The organism is Pseudanabaena cinerea FACHB-1277, from assembly GCF_014696345.1.
GTDB classification, from domain to species: Bacteria; Cyanobacteriota; Cyanobacteriia; order Pseudanabaenales; family Pseudanabaenaceae; genus Pseudanabaena; species Pseudanabaena cinerea.
Genome location: NZ_JACJPY010000084.1, coordinates 1 through 19,204, shown reverse-complemented (window position 1 = coordinate 19,204; position 19,204 = coordinate 1). Strand labels below are relative to the sequence as shown.

The following is a 19,204-nucleotide window of genomic DNA, read 5'->3' as shown; positions in this document are numbered from 1 at the left end:
GTTGGATAACATCATAGATATTATTTTTTTAATTTATGGCTTCTAGTTTAACAAATTAGGAGCGCTTTTTTCTGATTATTTTCTATCGTTCAACACTTCTGGTATAAAACCTACTTTTTCTTGTTAAACCAAAGCTCCAAGTCCGTAACATTCTGAAAATCTAAAATCGCTTCCGCCAGACTCTCTAAACGCGGGATATGTAATCGCATGATTCTATTATGCAATTTTGGCGGCACAGTGCCAAACTTGTGAGTGAGCAACCGTAAAACAATGGTAACTAAGCCTTCCTTTCGCCCCAGTTGTCGACCTTCTTGGCGACCTTCTTGGCGACCTTCTTGGAGTCCTAGTTGGAGACCCTCCTGAAGTCCTTCTTGCAAAATTTCTTGATATGTTACAGATTCACGCATGATATCTCTCCTCAAAATTTGCTTAATAACATCTTTGTCTAAAATTAAACCTGCCAATACATAGGTTGCGGCTCCAATAGTTTGACGTGTTTTTTGATCAGGGATTTTATCAATTTTTTGAGCAATATTTCGCAATAAACGCTCTTTGTTACGCTCATTGACAAGTATAGCAAAGGGCAACATACCAGTAAATTCTAAGAAATGAGAGAGGGGTTGCTCCCACAGCCTGATCGCTTCAAACTCGTGGTGAGTTGTACCTTCCTCGAATTTGTTTTGAAAAACTAGATCTGAACTTGTCTCCTTTAGATAAGTTACGACCTGACGTATTCTCTTGTCAGGGAAACGCCTCCTGCCCCTTACCCAATAGTCCAGCATTCTAAAAGGAATATGTGGATCGGCTTTGGTTTGAAATTCTAGGTGTAGCAATAGCCCTTCGGCCTCAAGCAAAATCAAGCTATCAGCACGAATTGGTTCTACTGCTAACTCTTGTGGTTGGACTTGAGTTAGCAAAATCGGCTCACCAAACAACCAAGAGGCAAGATCGGTTGAGTAAGTTTCGGCAAGAAATTTACAGATATTGTCAAACATTGACCAATTTTAGCCTGATTAAAGAATCTGCACAAATGTATAACGCTTTACGTTTAAAACCCCAATAGACTGGAAGCTACCCTGTTAAATGTTAAAGAACATAAACATTTACGCTAAGATGTAAAGGTTTGTTACAGATTTTTAACCCTTTTATTTTTAGTGAGCCGTGCCAGCTTTATCTTCTGAACCCAACTATCGCTGGAGTCGTGACAACTACTCTGAATTTGCCCGCACCATTGATATTTGGCGGGTGGTTTTGACTTTTTCTTGGATGATTTGGATTGATGGTAAGCAATGGAGCTATATCGGCGGAAAAACCGATATAAAGGTAAAAAAGCGCACTCGGCAAAGAGCTATTTGGCTGAGGGAGTCGATGCTGCAACTTGGACCGACCTTTATTAAGGTTGGACAGTTGCTCTCCACCCGTGCTGATATTTTGCCCACTGAGTCAGTGGAAGAGTTATCAAAACTACAGGACAAGGTTCCTGCTTTTACGGCGGAGAGAGCTAGACAAATTATTGAGTCGGATCTTGGTAAATCCGTTGATCAAATGTTTAGCCATTTTGAACCGATTCCATTGGCGGCGGCGAGTCTAGGGCAGGTTCATAAGGCGCAATTACCGACGGGCGAAGAAATTGTGGTGAAGGTGCAGCGCCCAGGACTGCTGAAGTTATTTGCGATTGATCTAGGCATTCTCAAAAAAATTGCTCAATATTTTCAAAATCATCCGAAGCATGGCAGAGGGCGCGACTGGGTGGGCATTTATGAGGAATGCCGCAAAATTTTATATGAGGAGGCGGATTATTTAAATGAGGGGCGCAATGCGGATGCGTTTCGGCGTAATTTTCGGAACGATCGCCGCATTATTGTCCCCCGTGTCTATTGGCGCTATGCGTCACGGCGCGTGCTTGCCCTTGAATATTTGCCAGGGATCAAGGTGAGTAACTATGATGCCCTCGAAGCATCGGGACTAGATCGCAAAGCGATCGCCCGCATTGGTGCAGAGGCTTACATGGAGCAGTTGCTAAATCATGGTTTTTTCCATGCCGATCCCCATCCAGGCAACTTAGCGGTGACGGGCAAGGGGGAGCTAATTTTCTATGATTTTGGGATGATGGGACGCATCCAGTCCATTACCCGTGAGAAGTTGCTCCGCACCTTCTTTGCGATCGCCCAAAAGGATGCCGAAGCCGTAATTAATTCCCTAATTGAGTTAGGGGCGCTGGAGGTAAAGGGCGATACAGGCCCCATCAGGCGATCGGTACAATATATGTTAGACAACTTCATGGGACAGCCGATGGAAAAGCGATCGGTTGCCGCCATCAGTGACGATCTGTATGACATTGCCTACGATCAACCCTTTCGCTTTCCCGCCACCTTTACCTTTGTCCTCCGCGCCATCTCCACCCTCGAAGGACTGGGGAAAGGGCTTGATCCCAATTTCAACTTTATGGAAGTCGCACAACCCTACGCAACTAATCTTATGCAAAACGGCAATTCCCAAGAATCAGGCAGCCTTTCCACCGCTTTTTTTGGTGAAATCGGCAGGCAGGCGGCACAGGTGAGCAACACAGCGATCGCCTTGCCACGGCGCATTGATGACACCCTCGCCAAGCTCGATCGCGGCGACATTCGGGTGAGGGTCAAGTCACAGGAAACCGATCGCCTATTACGGCGGGTAAGTAATGTGGGGATTGGCATGATCTATGCGCTGCTAGGGGCAAACTTTTGGATCTGCGCCACCCTGCTATTTGTAAATGGTGCGCAAATTCCCGCAATCATGGCAGCGATCGCCGCCGCTATATTTACTTTAGTGTTATTGCGTTTATTAACAAAAATTGATCGTCCTGAGCGGCAATAATATAGATATAGATCCTTTAATTGGGATTGACAGCGCGAAGTGTTGCCCGCCTTCAATTAAAATCAATAGTTTTAACTTAATAGTCTTAAACTAAGGATTGCTATAGGATAATTGTTTAATTAAATACGTCGAGCCGAACCACCTAACATGAAGCGTCTATTTGCAGGAGCAACCGATACAGGCTGCGTCAGATCCGCCAACCAAGATTCCTATTACATCGACCCAGAAGGTAGGTTTTTTGTAGTGGCTGACGGCATGGGAGGACACGCAGGTGGTGAAATTGCAAGCAAGATCGCCGTTGACTCCATCCGTGAATGTTTGGAAGCACTTTGGGATACTAATGCCACTCCCCAAAAACTCATGGAAGATGCGATTAGTAAGGCAAATCAAGCAATTATTGATGATCAGAATGCCAACCCAATCCGCTCCGACATGGGGACAACTGTAGTACTGCTCATTTTCCATGAAGAGCAGCCTTGGTTTTGTCATATTGGCGATTCACGACTTTATCGATTGCGTGGAGCCAAACTAGAGCAAATTAGTGATGACCATACATGGATTGCCAGAGCGATCCAGACGGGTGTAGTTAATGCTGATGAGGCGAAAAGTCACCCTTGGCGGCATATGCTTTTGCAATGTTTAGGGCGAGAGGATGTGAAAGGGGTTGCATCCCGTGCCATTGAATGGCAACCTGGCGATCGCTTCTTAATCTGTAGTGATGGCTTGACCGAAGAACTCAGTGACGATCGCATTGCCCATCAACTCAAAAGCATTCGTAACTGCCAACAATCTGCCCAAGCCTTGATCGAGTCTGCCAAGTTGCGCGGTGGGCGCGACAATATCACCGTAGTGATAGTTTCTAATGAACTCAATCCAAATCCGCAAAGCTAGCCCCTTACTCCTAGCAAAAGTTATCCCCGCAGTTCAAGGAAATTCAGTTGCCATCTAGCAACTTAACACCCGATTGCCAGTCTTAGGAGTTAATGAATAGCCTCAGACGCATAGCTTTGTTAATCTTGTTAACCCTAGCCCTCATGACAGCTTGGGGGTTTTCTGGTGGGCAGTTTTCAGGAAATTCACAGGCACAAAATAGCCTTGTGGAAGAGGCTTGGGGACAGGCAGGATCGATCGCCTATCAAGCTGCTGCCAAAACCATGCGCTCAAAAAACCGAGAAGGAACTAAGCTCGATAATGTTCAAAAGCGTTACCTACGCCGCTATTTTATTGATTATATAGATCGTGTCACCGTGGTTTATAACGCGCAAATGATGGATCGTTGGGTCTTAGGAAATATTGCCGTGCATTTTGGGGAAGTGGAGTCGATCGCCCAAACCTATTGCGATCGCATTTATCTGCGTGATGACTATCACCCCGAAGATATGAAGCAACTAGGACTGCTTGTCCATGAAATGGTTCATGTGCGCCAATGTATCCAAAATGGGGGACTCGACCAATTTGGGTACAAATATTTTGTGGAATATAAACGCGCTAATCAAAAATATGCCCAAAATGCTTTAGAGCAAGAAGCCTATGCACTGCAAAATCGTTTTTTGCAAGCAAATTTATAGCTATCGTTAGTCTTGTAAAACTGCATTGCTCCCCATTGCCGCCATTGACTTTTGGTATCTTGGTCTAGCAATTGGTTGTCGCAAAGCTACATAAATCTGATACATTTGGCTTGAATTTATAAATGTATCTCTTGGCTGGATATCTGAGGTTGCTACTATGACGCAAAATCCACTAGTCGAACAAGCAAAAGAGGGAAATATAAGTGCGATCGCCTCTTTAATGAATCGATTGCTCAAATCTCAAGGAATGTTGGCAAACGTTGAGAGAATTGGCGATCGCTTAGATGTATTGATCGAGTCAGACTTGCGATCGCTAGATGATGAGATGCGCGTCCCTAAGCGGCAAGTGCTGGTGGGGATGCTCAAGAAATGGTTCATCACCCTTGATGTGCAAAATGTATCAACAATAGTGATCTCTTGGCAGCAAGCAGGATCTGTAGAGCCTGCATGGACGGAAGAGGTGGCATTGGTTGAGACGGAAAATCGCCTAAACCAAGAGCCGTCAGAGATTAGTCAAAATAGCGGAGTAATACCTACCACAGAACCGCGTAAACTACCTCCATTACCCGTATTTCCGCCTAAACCTATGTTAGAGCGCAATAGCCCCACTGGCGATCGTCCCTTATCTCTTGATGCTCAGTTGCCAATAGCCCCTAAAGCCAGCCCCGACCTAGATGAGATGTTTGGCGATACTGATGGTTTTGATGTTTCTGATAATACGGCGATCGCCATTGAGCCTCTGGTGCAGCCGCCAATGCCATCCCCTAATCTAGATCCATTCCCAACATTAAATGACGAGACTAACGCTTTATTGTCTGATATGTCTGTGGAAACTGAGTTGACTGCTCCAGATAGTGCAGCAAATTTACCTTCCGATCGCCAATTCTCTTGGCAGTCGCTCCTCTCCACCCCTAGCGTCTCCTTTCAATTTTTGCAATACCTCGTGGTCTGCGCGATTATTGTGGTGGGTCTGCGTGGCATCCATGCGGCTCTGGGGGGTGGGACTAAAGCCGCAAAACCCGCCGCGATCGCCCCAGAACTTGTCCAAGATCACAAAATCTAAATTTGCAAGAAACAAAACTCCAAAACTCCATGATGAGTTGGGGTCAACTTAACTGTGATTCACTGAGGAAGACTTATTTTAGTGGCTAAATTTCATGTTTGCATTACACTTGGCACAAGACCAGAGGCAATCAAACTTGCCCCAGTTATCCTTGGTTTTAAAAATGATCAGCGCTTTCAAACCTCAGTGATCCTCACAGGTCAGCATCGACAAATGGTAGAGCAGGTGATGCGACTATTTGATATTGAGGCTGACTATGACCTAGAAATCATGCGCCCCAAGCAAACCCTAACCGAGATTACTTGCAATAGCTTGGTGGGGCTAGAAAGTTTATATCACACCATTAAGCCCCACATGGTATTGGTGCAAGGGGATACAACGACAGCCTTTGCAGCCGCCTTGGCAGCTTTTTATCAACAAATTCCTGTTGGTCATGTGGAGGCGGGTTTACGCACCGATGATCTGTTCAATCCTTTTCCTGAAGAGGCAAATCGCCGTCTAGTTTCCCAAATTGCCCAATTACACTTTGCGCCCACCCCTGCATCGGTGGCTAATCTGGTGGCTGCGGGGGTAAAAACTGGTATTTATGATACGGGCAATACGGTGATTGATGCGTTGCTCTATGTGTCGGGGCGATCGCCTGCCTGTGAGATTATGGGGTTAGATTGGTCAGCCCATCGGGTTATTCTTGCCACAGTCCATCGCCGCGAAAACTGGGGAGAGCCACTATCGCAAATTATGGAAGCTTGGCTGCAAATCTTGGCAAAATTTCCTGATGTGGCGTTGGTTTTACCGATGCACCTCAATCCTGTGGTGCGAGAGCCATTGATCTCGACCTTAGGCAATCACCCACGCATCTTTTTGATCGAGCCTTTAGACTATGAGCAGTTGGTGGGTGCGATGCAGCGCTGCTATCTGATTATGAGCGATTCGGGTGGTTTGCAAGAAGAAGCTCCCAGTTTAGGCAAGCCTGTATTGGTGTTGCGATCCACCACTGAGCGTCCTGAAGCGATCACCGCAGGGACAAGTAAGCTAGTCGGTACAACCACGGAGGTGATCGTCTCCGCCGCAACAGAATTATTAGGCGATCGCGTCATCTATGGGAGGATGGCAAATGTCGCCAATCCCTTTGGTGATGGCAAGTCCAGTCAGCGCATTCTCGATATCGTCAGTTCCTATCTCAACTCGCTGATGTAGCAGTTTTTAGGCGACACAAAGCAGGAATTTTACATTTTCCTATGATATAAATGGGATAGTCTATTTGACCTGTTTGACTGACAAATTTCCCTAGGGGCAAATTTTTCCCCAAAGTGGTTAGACTGCAAAATTTTAAGGGTTCTTTTCACTATGCTAAGCAATTTGGAAGCGGCGATTGTGCAGTACCCTCTATCTGCGAGGGCAGACGCAACTGTGCTTTCAGCAGTAGAACAGATGAGTAACCTGAGTAAACAGGGGATAGATGGAGACAATGGATCATCAACCTGTGTAGTGATTGTATCCGATGAGCTAAAAGTTTTAGGCATCTTGACACAGCAAGACGTGATGCGTCTAGTAATCCAACAGCAGCCGATCGCCCAATTAACACTGAGGCAATTTTGGCAAGAACACCGATCGCCATCAGCCAGCCTCATAATTTCCCAGTCTGACTTAAAGGATTTGCGTAATATTAATGCCGCGATCGCCCATTTTGAATCGTCACAAATTACGCATTTAGCGATCGTGGACGCACAAGAGCAATTGGTTGGTGTCCTTCAGCATGAAACCCTCATCCGTCTGAGAGATGCCATCATTCACGAAGCCACTGCTTCGCTCTTTGCGATTCAACAAAAGATTCATGAGCGAATTGCCCAATCTGAGCCACTGTCAGAGGTTTTGGGGGAGTTGCTGCTAATGATGGAAACCTACCTGCGGGGTTCTAGTTGTTCGATAACGCTCTGTCGGGATGGACTCTTGGGTGAGGTAATCGCGCCAAGCTTGCCGATGGAATACGCGATGGCACTTGAGAAGGCAAATCTCCCGATCGCCGAGGGGGTGGGTAGCTGTGGAACTGCGGCATTTCGGCGCGAGTTGGTGGTGGTGTCGGATATTGCCAATGATCCATTGTGGCAAAATCATAAACAATTTGCTCTTTGTTATGGCTTACAAGCCTGTTCGTCCATACCGATTTTTGCCAGCGATCGCACTGTATTAGGTGCATTTGGCATTTACTATCGAGAGCAGAAAGCACCTCAAGCGCAGGAGCTAGAATGGATTACTCAGGCTGCCAACATTGCAGGTATTGCGATCGAGCGCGATCAAGCCACCCAAGCTTTGCAGCAACTAAATCAAGAATTGGAGCATCGGGTGCAGGTGCGAACGCAGGAACTGCAAGAACGGGAACAATTTTTGCAAACGGTACTGGATACATTTCCCCTTTCGGTGTTCTGGAAAGATGTCAATTCGGTATATCTAGGCTGCAACCAGAATTTTTTGAGAGATGCAGGGTTTCAAACGATCGCGCAGATTATTGGCAAGACAGATCGTGAAATGCCTTGGGGAGAGACGGAAGCCGATTTTTACCGAGATGGAGATCGGGCAATCATTGAGGGTCAAATTCCTAAACTGGCGATTGAGGATACTCAACACCAAGCCAATGGGCGGACTATTTGGACAGAAATTAACAAGCTCCCCCTCCGCAATCTGCAAGGTGAGGTGATTGGGGTGTTAGGGACTTATCAAGATATCAGCGATCGCAAAAATGCAGAGCAAAAACAAGCCAAACTGACGGCAATACTTGAAGCAACTCCTGATTATATCGGCATGGCTAATGCTCAAGGTGAGATCTTATGGCACAACAGGCAACTCAAACAACTACGTCCCGAACTGGTTGATGGTGCAGAGCATCGGTATATTTCCGAATGTCATCCTGATTGGGTAAATAAAATTATATTGGAACAGGCTCTACCCACAGCAATTGAGAAGGGTAGTTGGGCTGGAGAAATGGCACTGCTAGATAGTGCAGGCAAAGAAATCCCCGTCTCCCAAGTGATTATTGCTCATAGGTCAGACAGTGGCGTGGTCGAGAGTTTCTCAACCATAATGAGAGATATCAGCGATCGCAAAACTATGGAGCTATCGTTAAAAGCCAGTGAGCGCCGCTATGCCAGTCTCGCGGCGGCGGCTCCAGTTGCAATTTTCCGCTTTGATGAGCCACTCAACTGCGTCTATGTCAACGAGCGCTGGAGTGATCTGAGTGGGCGACCCATGGAATCAGCCTTGGGACATGGTTGGATGGAATCAGTACATCCCGAAGACAGAGAGCAGAGCATTGCCGAATGGGCAGAATACTATGCCCATTCTAATCCTGAGAGCCAGATCATTCATGGCAGTGAAGGTCGACATCTCCGTCCAGATGGCACGACAACGTGGGTTTATATCCAAGTGGCGAAGGAATTCGATAATGATGGCAACATAGTGGGATACATCGGCACGCTCACCGATATTACTGATCGCAAAAACACCGAACTTGCACTTCAAGACCTATCAGATCGTCTGGAATTTGCCCTGAAAGGAGCCAATATTGGTATTTGGGAATGGCAAATAAGTGAAGGGCGCTTGCTATGGGACGAAAGGATGTTTAACCTTTATGGAATTTCGCCAGAAGCGTTTTCTGGTGAATATGAAGATTGGTTCCAAAGTATTCATCCCGATGATCAAGAATGGGTACAGCAAGCTGAACAGCAATCCCCTCAAGGTGCTAAAGAATGCCATGTCGAATTTCGGATTATTCGCCCCAATGGGACAATTCGCTTTATCGATTCCTACGTCTTCAACCAATACAATGCCCAAGGAGAAATCCAAAAGAAGGTTGGGTTAAACATTGATATTACCGATCGCAAACAGGCGGAAATACAACTGCAACGTATTAATGAGGAACTGATCAAGGCAACTCGCCTCAAAGATGAATTTCTAGCCAATATGAGCCATGAATTACGCACCCCACTCAATGCCATTTTAGGCATGACGGAAATTCTCCAGGAGGGAATTTTGGGTGACTTAAATGATCGGCAGATGCAATCCCTCCAAACCATTGAAAAAAGTAGCAATCACTTACTGGAATTAATTAACGATATTCTAGATGTGGCGAAAGTTGAAGCAGGACAAATCAAGCTATTTTGTCAACCATGTCATGTTGAAACCCTTTGCCAGTCTGGTTTACTTTTTATTAAGCAACAAGCCTTCACCAAAAATATTCAACTAGAAACAGAGATTCCTGCCCACCTGCCCACCATTAACCTTGACGAACGGCGCATTCGGCAAGTGTTGATTAATCTGCTCAATAATGCTGTCAAATTCACACCAGACGGCGGCAAAGTTAGCATAAAAGTAAATTACATCGCATTTTCCGATAAGGACGCGATCGCCCATAACGGCGCAGTGACCTGTGACAAGCTAGAGATTAGCATCGTTGATACGGGCATTGGGATTGCGCCAGATCAGATCCAACGACTGTTTCAACCCTTTGTGCAGGTGGAGAGCGCCCTCAATCGTAGCTATAACGGTACGGGATTGGGCTTAGCCCTCGTCAAGCGCTTAGTGGAACTACATGGCGGCGAAGTCAGATTAACCAGTGAATTAGGTGTGGGCAGTTGCTTTACGATCGCGCTGCCGATCACGCCATTTTGTGAAGTAGCCGTTGAGTCAGCACCGCCGCTTCTGTCTAGCTCTGAGACTATCACAGGCGAGATCGCTAATATGCCATTAATTTTACTTGCCGAAGATAATGAGGCAAATGTCACTATGTTTGTTGAATATTTAAGTCTGAAGGGTTTTCGCTTGCTCGTTGCTCACAACGGCCGCATGGCGATCGACCTAGCTCAACAGACTCACCCCGATCTAATTTTGATGGATATTCAAATGCCAGGAATGGATGGCTTAGAAGCGATTCAGCACATTCGCCAAAAGCCTGAATTAGCCAATACGCCGATCATTGCCTTGACTGCCCTAGCGATGTCTGGCGATCGCGATCGCTGCCTCGCAGCAGGTGCAAATGACTATCTCAGTAAACCAGTGTCAATGAAACAGCTAGTCACAAAAATCAACAGTTACTTAGGCTCGATCAACAACTAATTATGTCACTAATTTTTTTAATGTCTCAATTAGCTCCTGTTCACGATAGGGCTTACTGAAAAAGGCTTTTGCTCCAAGCTCAAGGGCAAGTTTTTGATCATTTTCATTATTATGAGCAGTAAGTACAATTACGGGCAAATTTTGTAAACTGAAATCACTTCGCATACTTGACAAGAACTTAAATCCATCCATTTGTGGCATTTCTAGATCCGTAATTACCACATCAATATTTGTCCCTTCCTGTTGCTTTGCCTTTATGAGCGCGATCGCCTTTTGACTGTTCTGCGCTTGTTCTGTCAAAAATCCACATTTGGCAAGGGTCATGGCAAGGTAGCGGCGCACATTTGCCGAAGATTCAACAATTAGTACTTTAATTTGGCTTGTAATTTGACTTGTAATTTGGCTCGGCAATGATGCTAGTGCTAATGGCTGCATAGGTAATTGCGATTGGTCAACATTATGATCATGATCAATATTGTTATCAATATTATTAAAGAAGTCCGATAGACTATGAATACTGTTGATATTATCTGGATTGGCTGCTGTCCAAAGCTGCCCAGAAGATGCAGACAAAGCAGTAGTACCATTATGCTCTCCATGATTGGCTTTAGGTTCCTGTCCTAGCGATCGCTGAATTAATTCCCTAGGATTGAGCAAAGCGATCGCCTGATTAGTTGCAAGGATCACAGCCCCTGCAAACATCGGTGGTAAGGCAATATCACCTTCAACACGATGCAAAGTTGCATCTTGATGCCCCCAACAGTTATCAACCTGTAACGCGCCTAGTTTGCCATCACTTTCCACCACTAAATATGTAGGCATCGGCATTTCATTCCTTAGGTGATTTGCCTCATGTTCCCAACTAGCAAACTGTCCCTGAGCAGGGCGACAATTAAGCATTAAAGCTTCATCAAGTTTGACGATGGGAATAGCATGATTTTGCCATTCTAGAAGATGTAGCGATCGCCCGTCAGTATTAGGCATTGGCAACACTTCCAAAATGGATTTGCTTGGAATAGCTAAACACATTCGATTGATAGTGATCAATAGCACCCGTATCAAAGAGAGACTGTTTGGCAAGGTGAAGATAAACGGCGAACTCATGGCTGGCTGTACTACAAACTTCCCGCCTATAGGTTGCAATCTTTGCTGCACATCATCGCATAGCTTGACCAAATGATCAGGCATGGGGACATCAATACTACGCCCATCATCACTAATTTTTATTTCCACAATGGCATCATTTTGTGATGCGATGATTTCAATTTTGCCTTGGGGCGGTTTACCCTGTTGTTGGCGCTCCGCAGGCAGTTCAATATTAGACTGCAAGCAATAACGCAGCAAAAGATGCAAAGGTTCAGCAATGGCTTCCGCGACAACCTTCTCCAAGCCAATGTCTGCCCCCTGCACAACAAGATCGACCTGTTTGCCATACTGCCCAGCTAAATCATGGAGAACCCTTGGAAATCTGGCCGTCAAACCAGAGAGAGGACATTTCAAGGTTTGATAGAGATGTTGGCGAAGTTGGCGAATGTCTGAATTCATTAACTCAGTTTGCTGCTCTGTGCGTTCGAGAACAGCAACTAAAGCCTCCAAATTCTGCTTTAATTGTGATGTGTTATGTCCATCTAACAATGCTAAATCTCTATTTATTTCTGAAGACAATCCTCTAATTCCATTTAAATAAGAAGCGATCGCCCCCTTTCTAATTACCAAGTCTTCCGAGATATCACCCAATCTTTCTAAATATTCATAGGGGATTTGTACATTAAGGGCGCGGGTATTATTGCCACTTTCCCCATTCCCATCCATTAGGCGATCGTTGGCATTATCAATATCAGCAAGATTTTTCTGAAAAGTGCCATAATGATATTGTTGGTCATGCACAAACTGAATATCTTGATCATAATCTTCAAGGTTTTGATTGAGACTTTGATTGAGATTTTGTTTGTTTTGATAGATCGGGGACTCTTCTATGGCCGTATCAATATCTGGAGTATCAAATAAAGGTAGAGGTTGATACTCTATCTGCTCATTAATCTGGTCATTAATAATTTGCTCATTCATTTGCTCATTCATTTGAGCATCAATATTTTGCAAAAAGTCGTAGATTTCAGTATCAACGATAAAATCTAACTCCTCATTCTGATCATCATCTGCCAAATAAAAACTAGCCGTTAGTTCATTTAGAAGAGAAGTCTCCTCTTCATCAATACTTGACCAAGCTTCTGGGGTATTAAACTGATGCCAGTCATCATTGGGCGGTAGATCATCCTCATGAGCATCAAAGTCAAACTCATTCTCAATATCTTTCCAATTAAACCCCTGTAGCTCAGTTTCATCGTCATTACCAGTTAATTTTTCCTGTGTGGTTATGTCTGCCGAGGTGAGAAATATATCAGCTAAGATTTCTGGCATAGGTACTGCTGCTTTTGTCGATGGAGCCAACTCATCAAAATCGCTAATATCATCTAAATCAATTTCATCAGAACTATCGATAATGCTAGGAAACAAAGTAGTGAGATCATCATTCTGATGAGAAAATTGCCCAGAACCTTGCAGAGAAAATTCTTGCTCCGCTTGGTCAAATAGATGTAAAGCTTCTAATGGGCTGTCCAGATGAAATGGATCATTAGCCACATCATTTGGATCATTATTTTCCATCATATCGGCTTCTAGAGACAGTATCAATACTGATTCATCATTATGAGAAGTTTGTAATAAGTGTTGCTCTAGTTGACTAAATAGCTCCTGCTGTAAAGCTTCCCAGTCAGTCAGAGACTTTGGCTCTAAAAAATATTCATCGATCATTCTTTCCATCAGGCTAGTTACTTCTAGCAACAGTCCTTTCGTAATCCAATCGATTGTCATGAAGTGACTCAATCGGCGGCTAATAGCAATGAAACGCTGATGAATCTTGTTGAATATTTTGGCGAATGGAGGGTTATGATCTTCTATTTGCTTGCTAATTACCATTGCTTTCAGCGATCGCAGGATGGCAATGATTGCCTCTACTTGCTGTTTGATGTCAAGAAGACCAATATCTAACTCTGAAACTTTATCTTTCAGTTCATTTAGATATGTTTGGGCAGCGATCGCTGATTCTTGTTTAACGGGGGATAACATTGCAGTATTAATCATTATCTTTCACAGGATATTTCGCAGTACTACTGAGCAAATCTTGAAATCAATTCTTGAAATGGGCTAGAGACTTTTGCAAGTCACCAGAATAGGTCTTTGTAGACTTCATGGATTTCGATACTTCTCCAGAGGTTGCCAAGGTTCTTTGAGCGATGTGAGAAATATCCTGCATGAGACTGGCTACGCCCTCCGATGTCTGCACCTGAGAAGCGGTGGCATTGGCGATCGAGTTCATCAATCCATCAATCTCATGGGAGATATTACCAATTTGATGTAGATTGTCCTTAGCTGTAATCGCTAGGGATGCGCTCTCTACTACTTGAGTTGTGCTAGACTCTATCGCTGACATCACCGCATTGGTTTCCTGCTGAATGTCACTAAGCATTCCTTCCATTTCCTTTGTCGCATTGATCGAACGGTTAGCAAGTTCACCAACCTCTTCAGCTACTGCGGCAAAGCTAAAGTCAGTATGCCCTTGGCGCGATGCTTCGAGAGAAGCGTTGATGGCAAGGAAATTAGTTTGGATTGCGATCTCATTGACAAAGGAAATAGCTTTGGTAATCTTATGAGAAACTTCACCTAAATGTTGGATGCGTCTGGCTGTATTAGCCACCGTATGTTGGAGTTCGCTCACCTTATCAACGACAGCCGCGATCGCCAAATCACTATCATGCACTTTCTCGGCGATGGTTTGCGATGACTGCACTGCCCGATGGCTATGGTCGGCGATCGCCTTTGCCGAAATGCTACCCGCTTGGATTGTATTCATTGATCGGGCAACTATATCAACTTGGCGCTGAGATGCACTGCAAAGATTGGCGATCGCCTGATCATTTTGTCCTAGAGCGAAGTTGACCTGATTTGCGGCAGTTTTTACTTGGCTAATGATATTTTGCAGTCCTCGCGTCACATCATCAAAGAAGATGGACACATCGGTTAAGCTGCCATCAATAGAACGGGTGGAAACAGAAAGATCACCGTCAGCGAGGGACTGCATATCGCGCAGCATTTGTACTAATTGCGCCTTCAGTTGATCTTTTTGTTGGCGATAGTTTTCCACTTCAGCATAATGCTGAACCAGTTCTGACCGAACTTTTTTACCAAGATTTAAAATCATGTCATCGGATATATTTGCCAGATCAGCATTTTTAGCCTCCGCCGTATTTTCTCGCGCTAGTTTAGATAACACCTGAAATAACTTCATCACCTGCAACTGTAAGCGCTGTTTCTCCTGTTCCTGCTTTTGCATCATCACCTGAAATTGCTCAGACATCCGATTGACACTTTGCGAAATATCGGCAAGTTCATCATTTCCTTCAATACTCAAAGCCCCAAAACTGTTCCGAAGTTCACCACGCTGCAAATCCCGCAAAGCAGCGCGAATATCTCTAAGCCGATTGCTGAGGTTGCGTGAGAGAGCATAGGCGATCGCGGCGATCACTAGGGGCGTTGCGGCAATACCTGCGCTGACTAAAAATAGCAAGTTTTGCATATCACTCATTGCTGAGGCTTTATCGATGGTGGTTAATATATCCCAAGGAATTAAGCCATAGTTTTGCATATTAGGAACGGGCGCATAAGCAAGAATCTGGGCGCGGCGATCGCCCTTACTCAATTCCCGCAAACTTGGCAATTGGGCTGCATTTAACTCTGGCAACATCGTGAACTGTTCAGACGCATCACCTCCAAGAGTTACCGGCTGAGAAGCTGCTACATATTTACCAAGACTATCAATTAGATAAAAGTGAGATTGAGCATCATCACGCAATTTAGAGCTTTTGACATGATTAACCAATGATGCCAATGGGATTTCAGCCTGCAAAATCATACCCACTTTCTGAGATACAGGATCTTTGACCGCAGCGATCGCATAAATATATACACCATCCTTAGTGGTGATTGGCTCACTCAACAGCACATTACCTCGATTGGTAGCCTTATTCAGTAAGTCGGCATTGAACACCTGCAAAGTCTTAGAATTATTGGACTGGGCTAAAAATTCACCATTAGCATTAAAAACAGCAATGCTGTTATAACTGGGATAAGCTTGAGCATAAAGATTAAGTCGGTTAGTTAGTTGCTGGAGAACTTGCTTCTGGTTATTGGTAATTGCCTTTGAAGCAGCAAGTTGTGGATTTTGGAGCGTATTCCTACCCGTATCATTGGCAGTGAGGAGATTTTTGAGAACCGCCACATCATCAACTTTCGCCTTCAAAAAAGCACTAGTTCCTTTAGCCAGACTAATTACTTCCGTCTGCCGTTCTTGATTCACCTTCTCCAATAGCAAGCCATTACCAACCTGATAGGCAGCCACCCCAATCATGACCGCAGGCAAAGTTGCCAAAACTGTTCCCCATAGAGTAATTTTTTGACCAACACTAGAGAACTTAAACAAGTCTTCTAGGGCGATCGCATTTTTAGAACTATCAGAAGAACTATCAAAAAGAGTATTAACAGGATCGGAAGAAACTATCGCTGCTGCATCGCGCCCTGAGCCACTAACAATATCTGCATTAGTGTCTGCATTAGTATCTGCATTGACATCTGTATTAATATCTAAATTGACATCTGCATTGAAATCTGTATTATTGTCCCTATTCGTCACATCAGTTGTTATAAAACCTTGTGCCGATGGCTTTGGTGCAGCTTTGCCAAAGATGATATCTCCCAAAGATGGGGAATTTCGCTTTGGTTTTGCTGATCTAGATTTTGAGGAATTAGACTTTCGGGATTGTTGCGATCGCTGCCCACTGTTTTGAATACTGGCGATCGCCTTGCCAAAAAATGAGTTGGCAGAACTGGAGGCTTTTTCCGTATTTATCTCTTCAGCAACATCCGCACCTGTCAAGTCATTATCCACCACGATAAATGGACTCTCCTCCTGCCTATTGACCGATGGCTTGATCAAAGCAGCGATCGCAGGTGGTGGTGGCACTGCCACACCCTCATATATCAAAGATCCAGTTGCAACTCCATTTGCAGATGTGCGAACTTTCTCCCCAGACTTACTAACCCCATTTTGTGACGCACTATAATTAATGGCATTACCATTCAAGGAATTGCCATCTCCTGCGGCGATCGCCACAGGCTCTGCCAAAAGAGTGACATCACCCCCGCGATCATCTCCAGCCATCCTTACATCGAATTTAAGATTTGCAGTTTTGGCATTATCCAAAACAACATCCTGCTTTCTACCCTTATGATGAGACTGACCTGCTAATTTTTGCTGGATTTGAGCAAGGGAAGTACTAGCCAGATCAAGTAAGTCGGGATCTTCAGTAAGCGTCAGCACCTGTTGATACTGCACCTTGGCATATTCGATCTTGCCTGCTTTGCGAAAAGTCGCCCCCAACCAAATATGTAATTTTGGGTTGCGCGGATCTTCATACAGCAACTCCGAAAACTGCTGCATTGCTTCTTCATATCGTCCCTCTGCGTAAGAGTGCAGAGCCGCCTGATACTGTGCTGTCATCATGATCGTCCCTGTGTGCAGTACGTCCTTGTCTTGTTTCAAGATGGAGGCTGTAGCATTGATAAGTCTCCTAGTACATACTTAAACCTATTAATATATTGATCCTCTAGCGCCATTTTGCTTGTGTTTATCAAAAAGGGTGCTATTATGTCTAAGGACTTGTTGTACTCAGTTGTAGTTAAATTGAAAAAACTGATTTTATTACTTGAATGCGATTGGCTCCTCAATCTCAAATTGGATGAAAGACGCGAGTCTGATCCAACCCTTTCTTGGGATGATGCTTGTGAAGGACCCAGTATGCGCCGATCGACCCTCTAACTATTAGGGCTGTAGTCACCTTGTTGTTGACAGCCTAGGTCGATCGCTTCTCGTTGAGGAGAAAAAAAGTATTTTCACAATTAAATAAGCTATTCAAGCCTCTGCGGTCTTAAATATCCGTATCTAGGTGTTGTTAACTCATGAATTCGTCTAACTGCCACTCAATCGCAGATAGATGGGTTGGAACGTGATTTGTCTATAACACCAGATTGCTGATTATTTGATCCAAGGTTATCGATGATTGCTGTTTAGTTGTCGAAATTTTGACAAGGCTCGGTTTGCAAGAACTTGCAAAAAATCTGTACTTATCTACATACATCTACTAACACATAGCATCTAGGACAAATAGAATCATGAAACGCGACTTACTAAAACAGACCGTTGAGCATATCGACATCAAAGCTTTTGATGTGGTTGGATTGGTTGATGCAATGGCGAATACCGCCTTTCAGGGAAGAAATCTTGGACGTGCGGCTCATATCTATGACGATATGATCAAGGACAAGGATTGCGCGATCATTCTTTGCTTGTCGGGTTCTCTGTTTAGTGCAGGGCTGAAGGGGATTGTATATGACTTGATCGTTAACAACATGGTTGACATGATTGTTTCAACTGGCGCAAATATTGTCGATCAAGATTTCTTTGAAGCATTGGGCTTCCGCCATTATGTGGGCGATACCTTTGCCGATGACGCTGTATTGCGTGAAAATGCCATCGATCGCATCTACGACACTTACATTGATGAAGATGAGCTGCGTGTCTGTGATATGACGATCGCTGAGATTGCCAACTCGCTTCCCCCACGCCCCTATTCCTCTCGCGAATTTATCTATGAAATGGGTGCTTATCTAGACAAGAATGCTAAGGATCGTCATTCTGTTGTGTTAGCTGCCTATGAGCATCAAGTTCCTATTTTTGTCCCTGCTTTTAGCGATTGTTCCGCAGGTTTTGGCTTGGTGCATCATCAATGGTATTCCCCTGAAGAGCATTTGACCATTGACTCGGTGCGTGACTTCCGCGAATTGACCCAATGCAAGTTGGCAAGCCCCCACACTGGTCTATTTATGATCGGTGGTGGTGTTCCCAAAAACTTTGCTCAAGACACAGTGGTTGCAGCAGAGCTACTCGGCTTTGATGCAGCGATGCATAAGTACGCTGTGCAGATTACCGTTGCCGATGAGCGTGATGGCGCTTTGTCGGGTTCCACTTTGAAGGAAGCCCATTCTTGGGGCAAGGTGGATATCGTTAAGGAGCAGATGGTATTTTCGGAAGCAACCGTAGCGTTACCTTTGATCGCTGGCTATGTCTATGGCAAGCGCAATTGGTGCGATCGCGCTCCTCGCAATTTGGCTCAAGTATTTAACAAGCCCGTTGTGCCTATTTTCAGCAGCATTCCTACACCCGTTGGTGTTTAGTTGATATAGCCTCAAGAACTTATAAAGCGGTGCAATGCGCCGCTTTTTTAAAATTTTTATGGGGCTTAAAACCAGCGCAGAGCGCTGTAACTGATCAAGCAATGTAGGGGCAATTCATGAATTGCCCCTACATTTTTTGTGTTTGTTGACATTCCCCGCGCTGAAGCGACGGGGATTCCTGAGCTAATCACAGCCCTTTCTGCTTGCACATACTTAGGTCTTACACGATTATGTCCCATCCGAGCTTACTAGAATATTCCTT

At 44.7% G+C, this 19,204-nt stretch carries 10 protein-coding genes; 7 read left to right on the top strand and 3 right to left on the bottom strand.

Features of this window, described 5'->3' with window-relative positions; all coding sequences use genetic code 11:
- Positions 1-110 precede the first annotated feature (110 nt).
- Positions 111-995 (bottom strand): Rpn family recombination-promoting nuclease/putative transposase, encoded by an 885-nt coding sequence (locus H6F44_RS18810; RefSeq protein WP_190352564.1) that lies wholly within the window; start codon positions 993-995, stop codon positions 111-113.
- A 166-nt stretch (positions 996-1,161) separates the two neighbouring features.
- On the opposite strand from H6F44_RS18810, the gene H6F44_RS18805 reads away from it, so the two are divergent.
- The 6 genes from H6F44_RS18805 to H6F44_RS18780 all read left to right on the top strand — a co-directional run bounded on the left by H6F44_RS18805 (position 1,162) and on the right by H6F44_RS18780 (position 10,596).
- The gene (locus H6F44_RS18805) at positions 1,162-2,856 is read left to right on the top strand and encodes an ABC1 kinase family protein (RefSeq protein ID WP_190352563.1); all 1,695 of its coding nucleotides are present in this window, start codon (positions 1,162-1,164) and stop codon (positions 2,854-2,856) included.
- A 147-nt stretch (positions 2,857-3,003) separates the two neighbouring features.
- Complete coding sequence (locus H6F44_RS18800; RefSeq protein ID WP_190352562.1) at positions 3,004-3,747, top strand: Stp1/IreP family PP2C-type Ser/Thr phosphatase; 744 nt, start codon at positions 3,004-3,006, stop codon at positions 3,745-3,747.
- Positions 3,748-3,839: 92 nt separating this feature from the next.
- A complete protein-coding gene (locus H6F44_RS18795; RefSeq protein WP_190352561.1) occupies positions 3,840-4,424 on the top strand; it encodes a hypothetical protein in 585 nt (194 codons plus the stop codon).
- Between the two features lie 157 nt (positions 4,425-4,581).
- A complete protein-coding gene (locus H6F44_RS18790; protein WP_190352560.1) occupies positions 4,582-5,487 on the top strand; it encodes a hypothetical protein in 906 nt (301 codons plus the stop codon).
- 75 nt (positions 5,488-5,562) lie between these two features.
- A complete protein-coding gene (gene wecB, locus H6F44_RS18785; protein WP_190352565.1) occupies positions 5,563-6,684 on the top strand; it encodes a non-hydrolyzing UDP-N-acetylglucosamine 2-epimerase in 1,122 nt (373 codons plus the stop codon).
- Positions 6,685-6,834: 150 nt separating this feature from the next.
- Positions 6,835-10,596 (top strand): PAS domain S-box protein, encoded by a 3,762-nt coding sequence (locus tag H6F44_RS18780; protein ID WP_190352559.1) that lies wholly within the window; start codon positions 6,835-6,837, stop codon positions 10,594-10,596.
- Here H6F44_RS18780 and H6F44_RS18775 read toward each other — a convergent pair whose 3' ends face one another.
- Together H6F44_RS18775 and H6F44_RS18770 are read right to left on the bottom strand one after the other, a co-directional pair.
- Complete coding sequence (locus H6F44_RS18775; protein ID WP_190352558.1) at positions 10,597-13,737, bottom strand: ATP-binding response regulator; 3,141 nt, start codon at positions 13,735-13,737, stop codon at positions 10,597-10,599.
- A gap of 46 nt (positions 13,738-13,783) precedes the next feature.
- On the bottom strand, positions 13,784-17,251 hold the full coding sequence (locus tag H6F44_RS18770) for a methyl-accepting chemotaxis protein (protein ID WP_190352557.1): 3,468 nt from the start codon (positions 17,249-17,251) through the stop codon (positions 13,784-13,786).
- Between the two features lie 629 nt (positions 17,252-17,880).
- On the opposite strand from H6F44_RS18770, the gene H6F44_RS18765 reads away from it, so the two are divergent.
- Positions 17,881-18,942 carry a 1,9-bis(guanidino)-5-aza-nonane synthase gene (locus H6F44_RS18765; protein WP_190352556.1) on the top strand — a complete coding sequence of 354 codons (1,062 nt, stop codon included), beginning with the start codon at positions 17,881-17,883 and terminating at the stop codon, positions 18,940-18,942.
- The last annotated feature ends 262 nt before the right edge of the window (positions 18,943-19,204 follow it).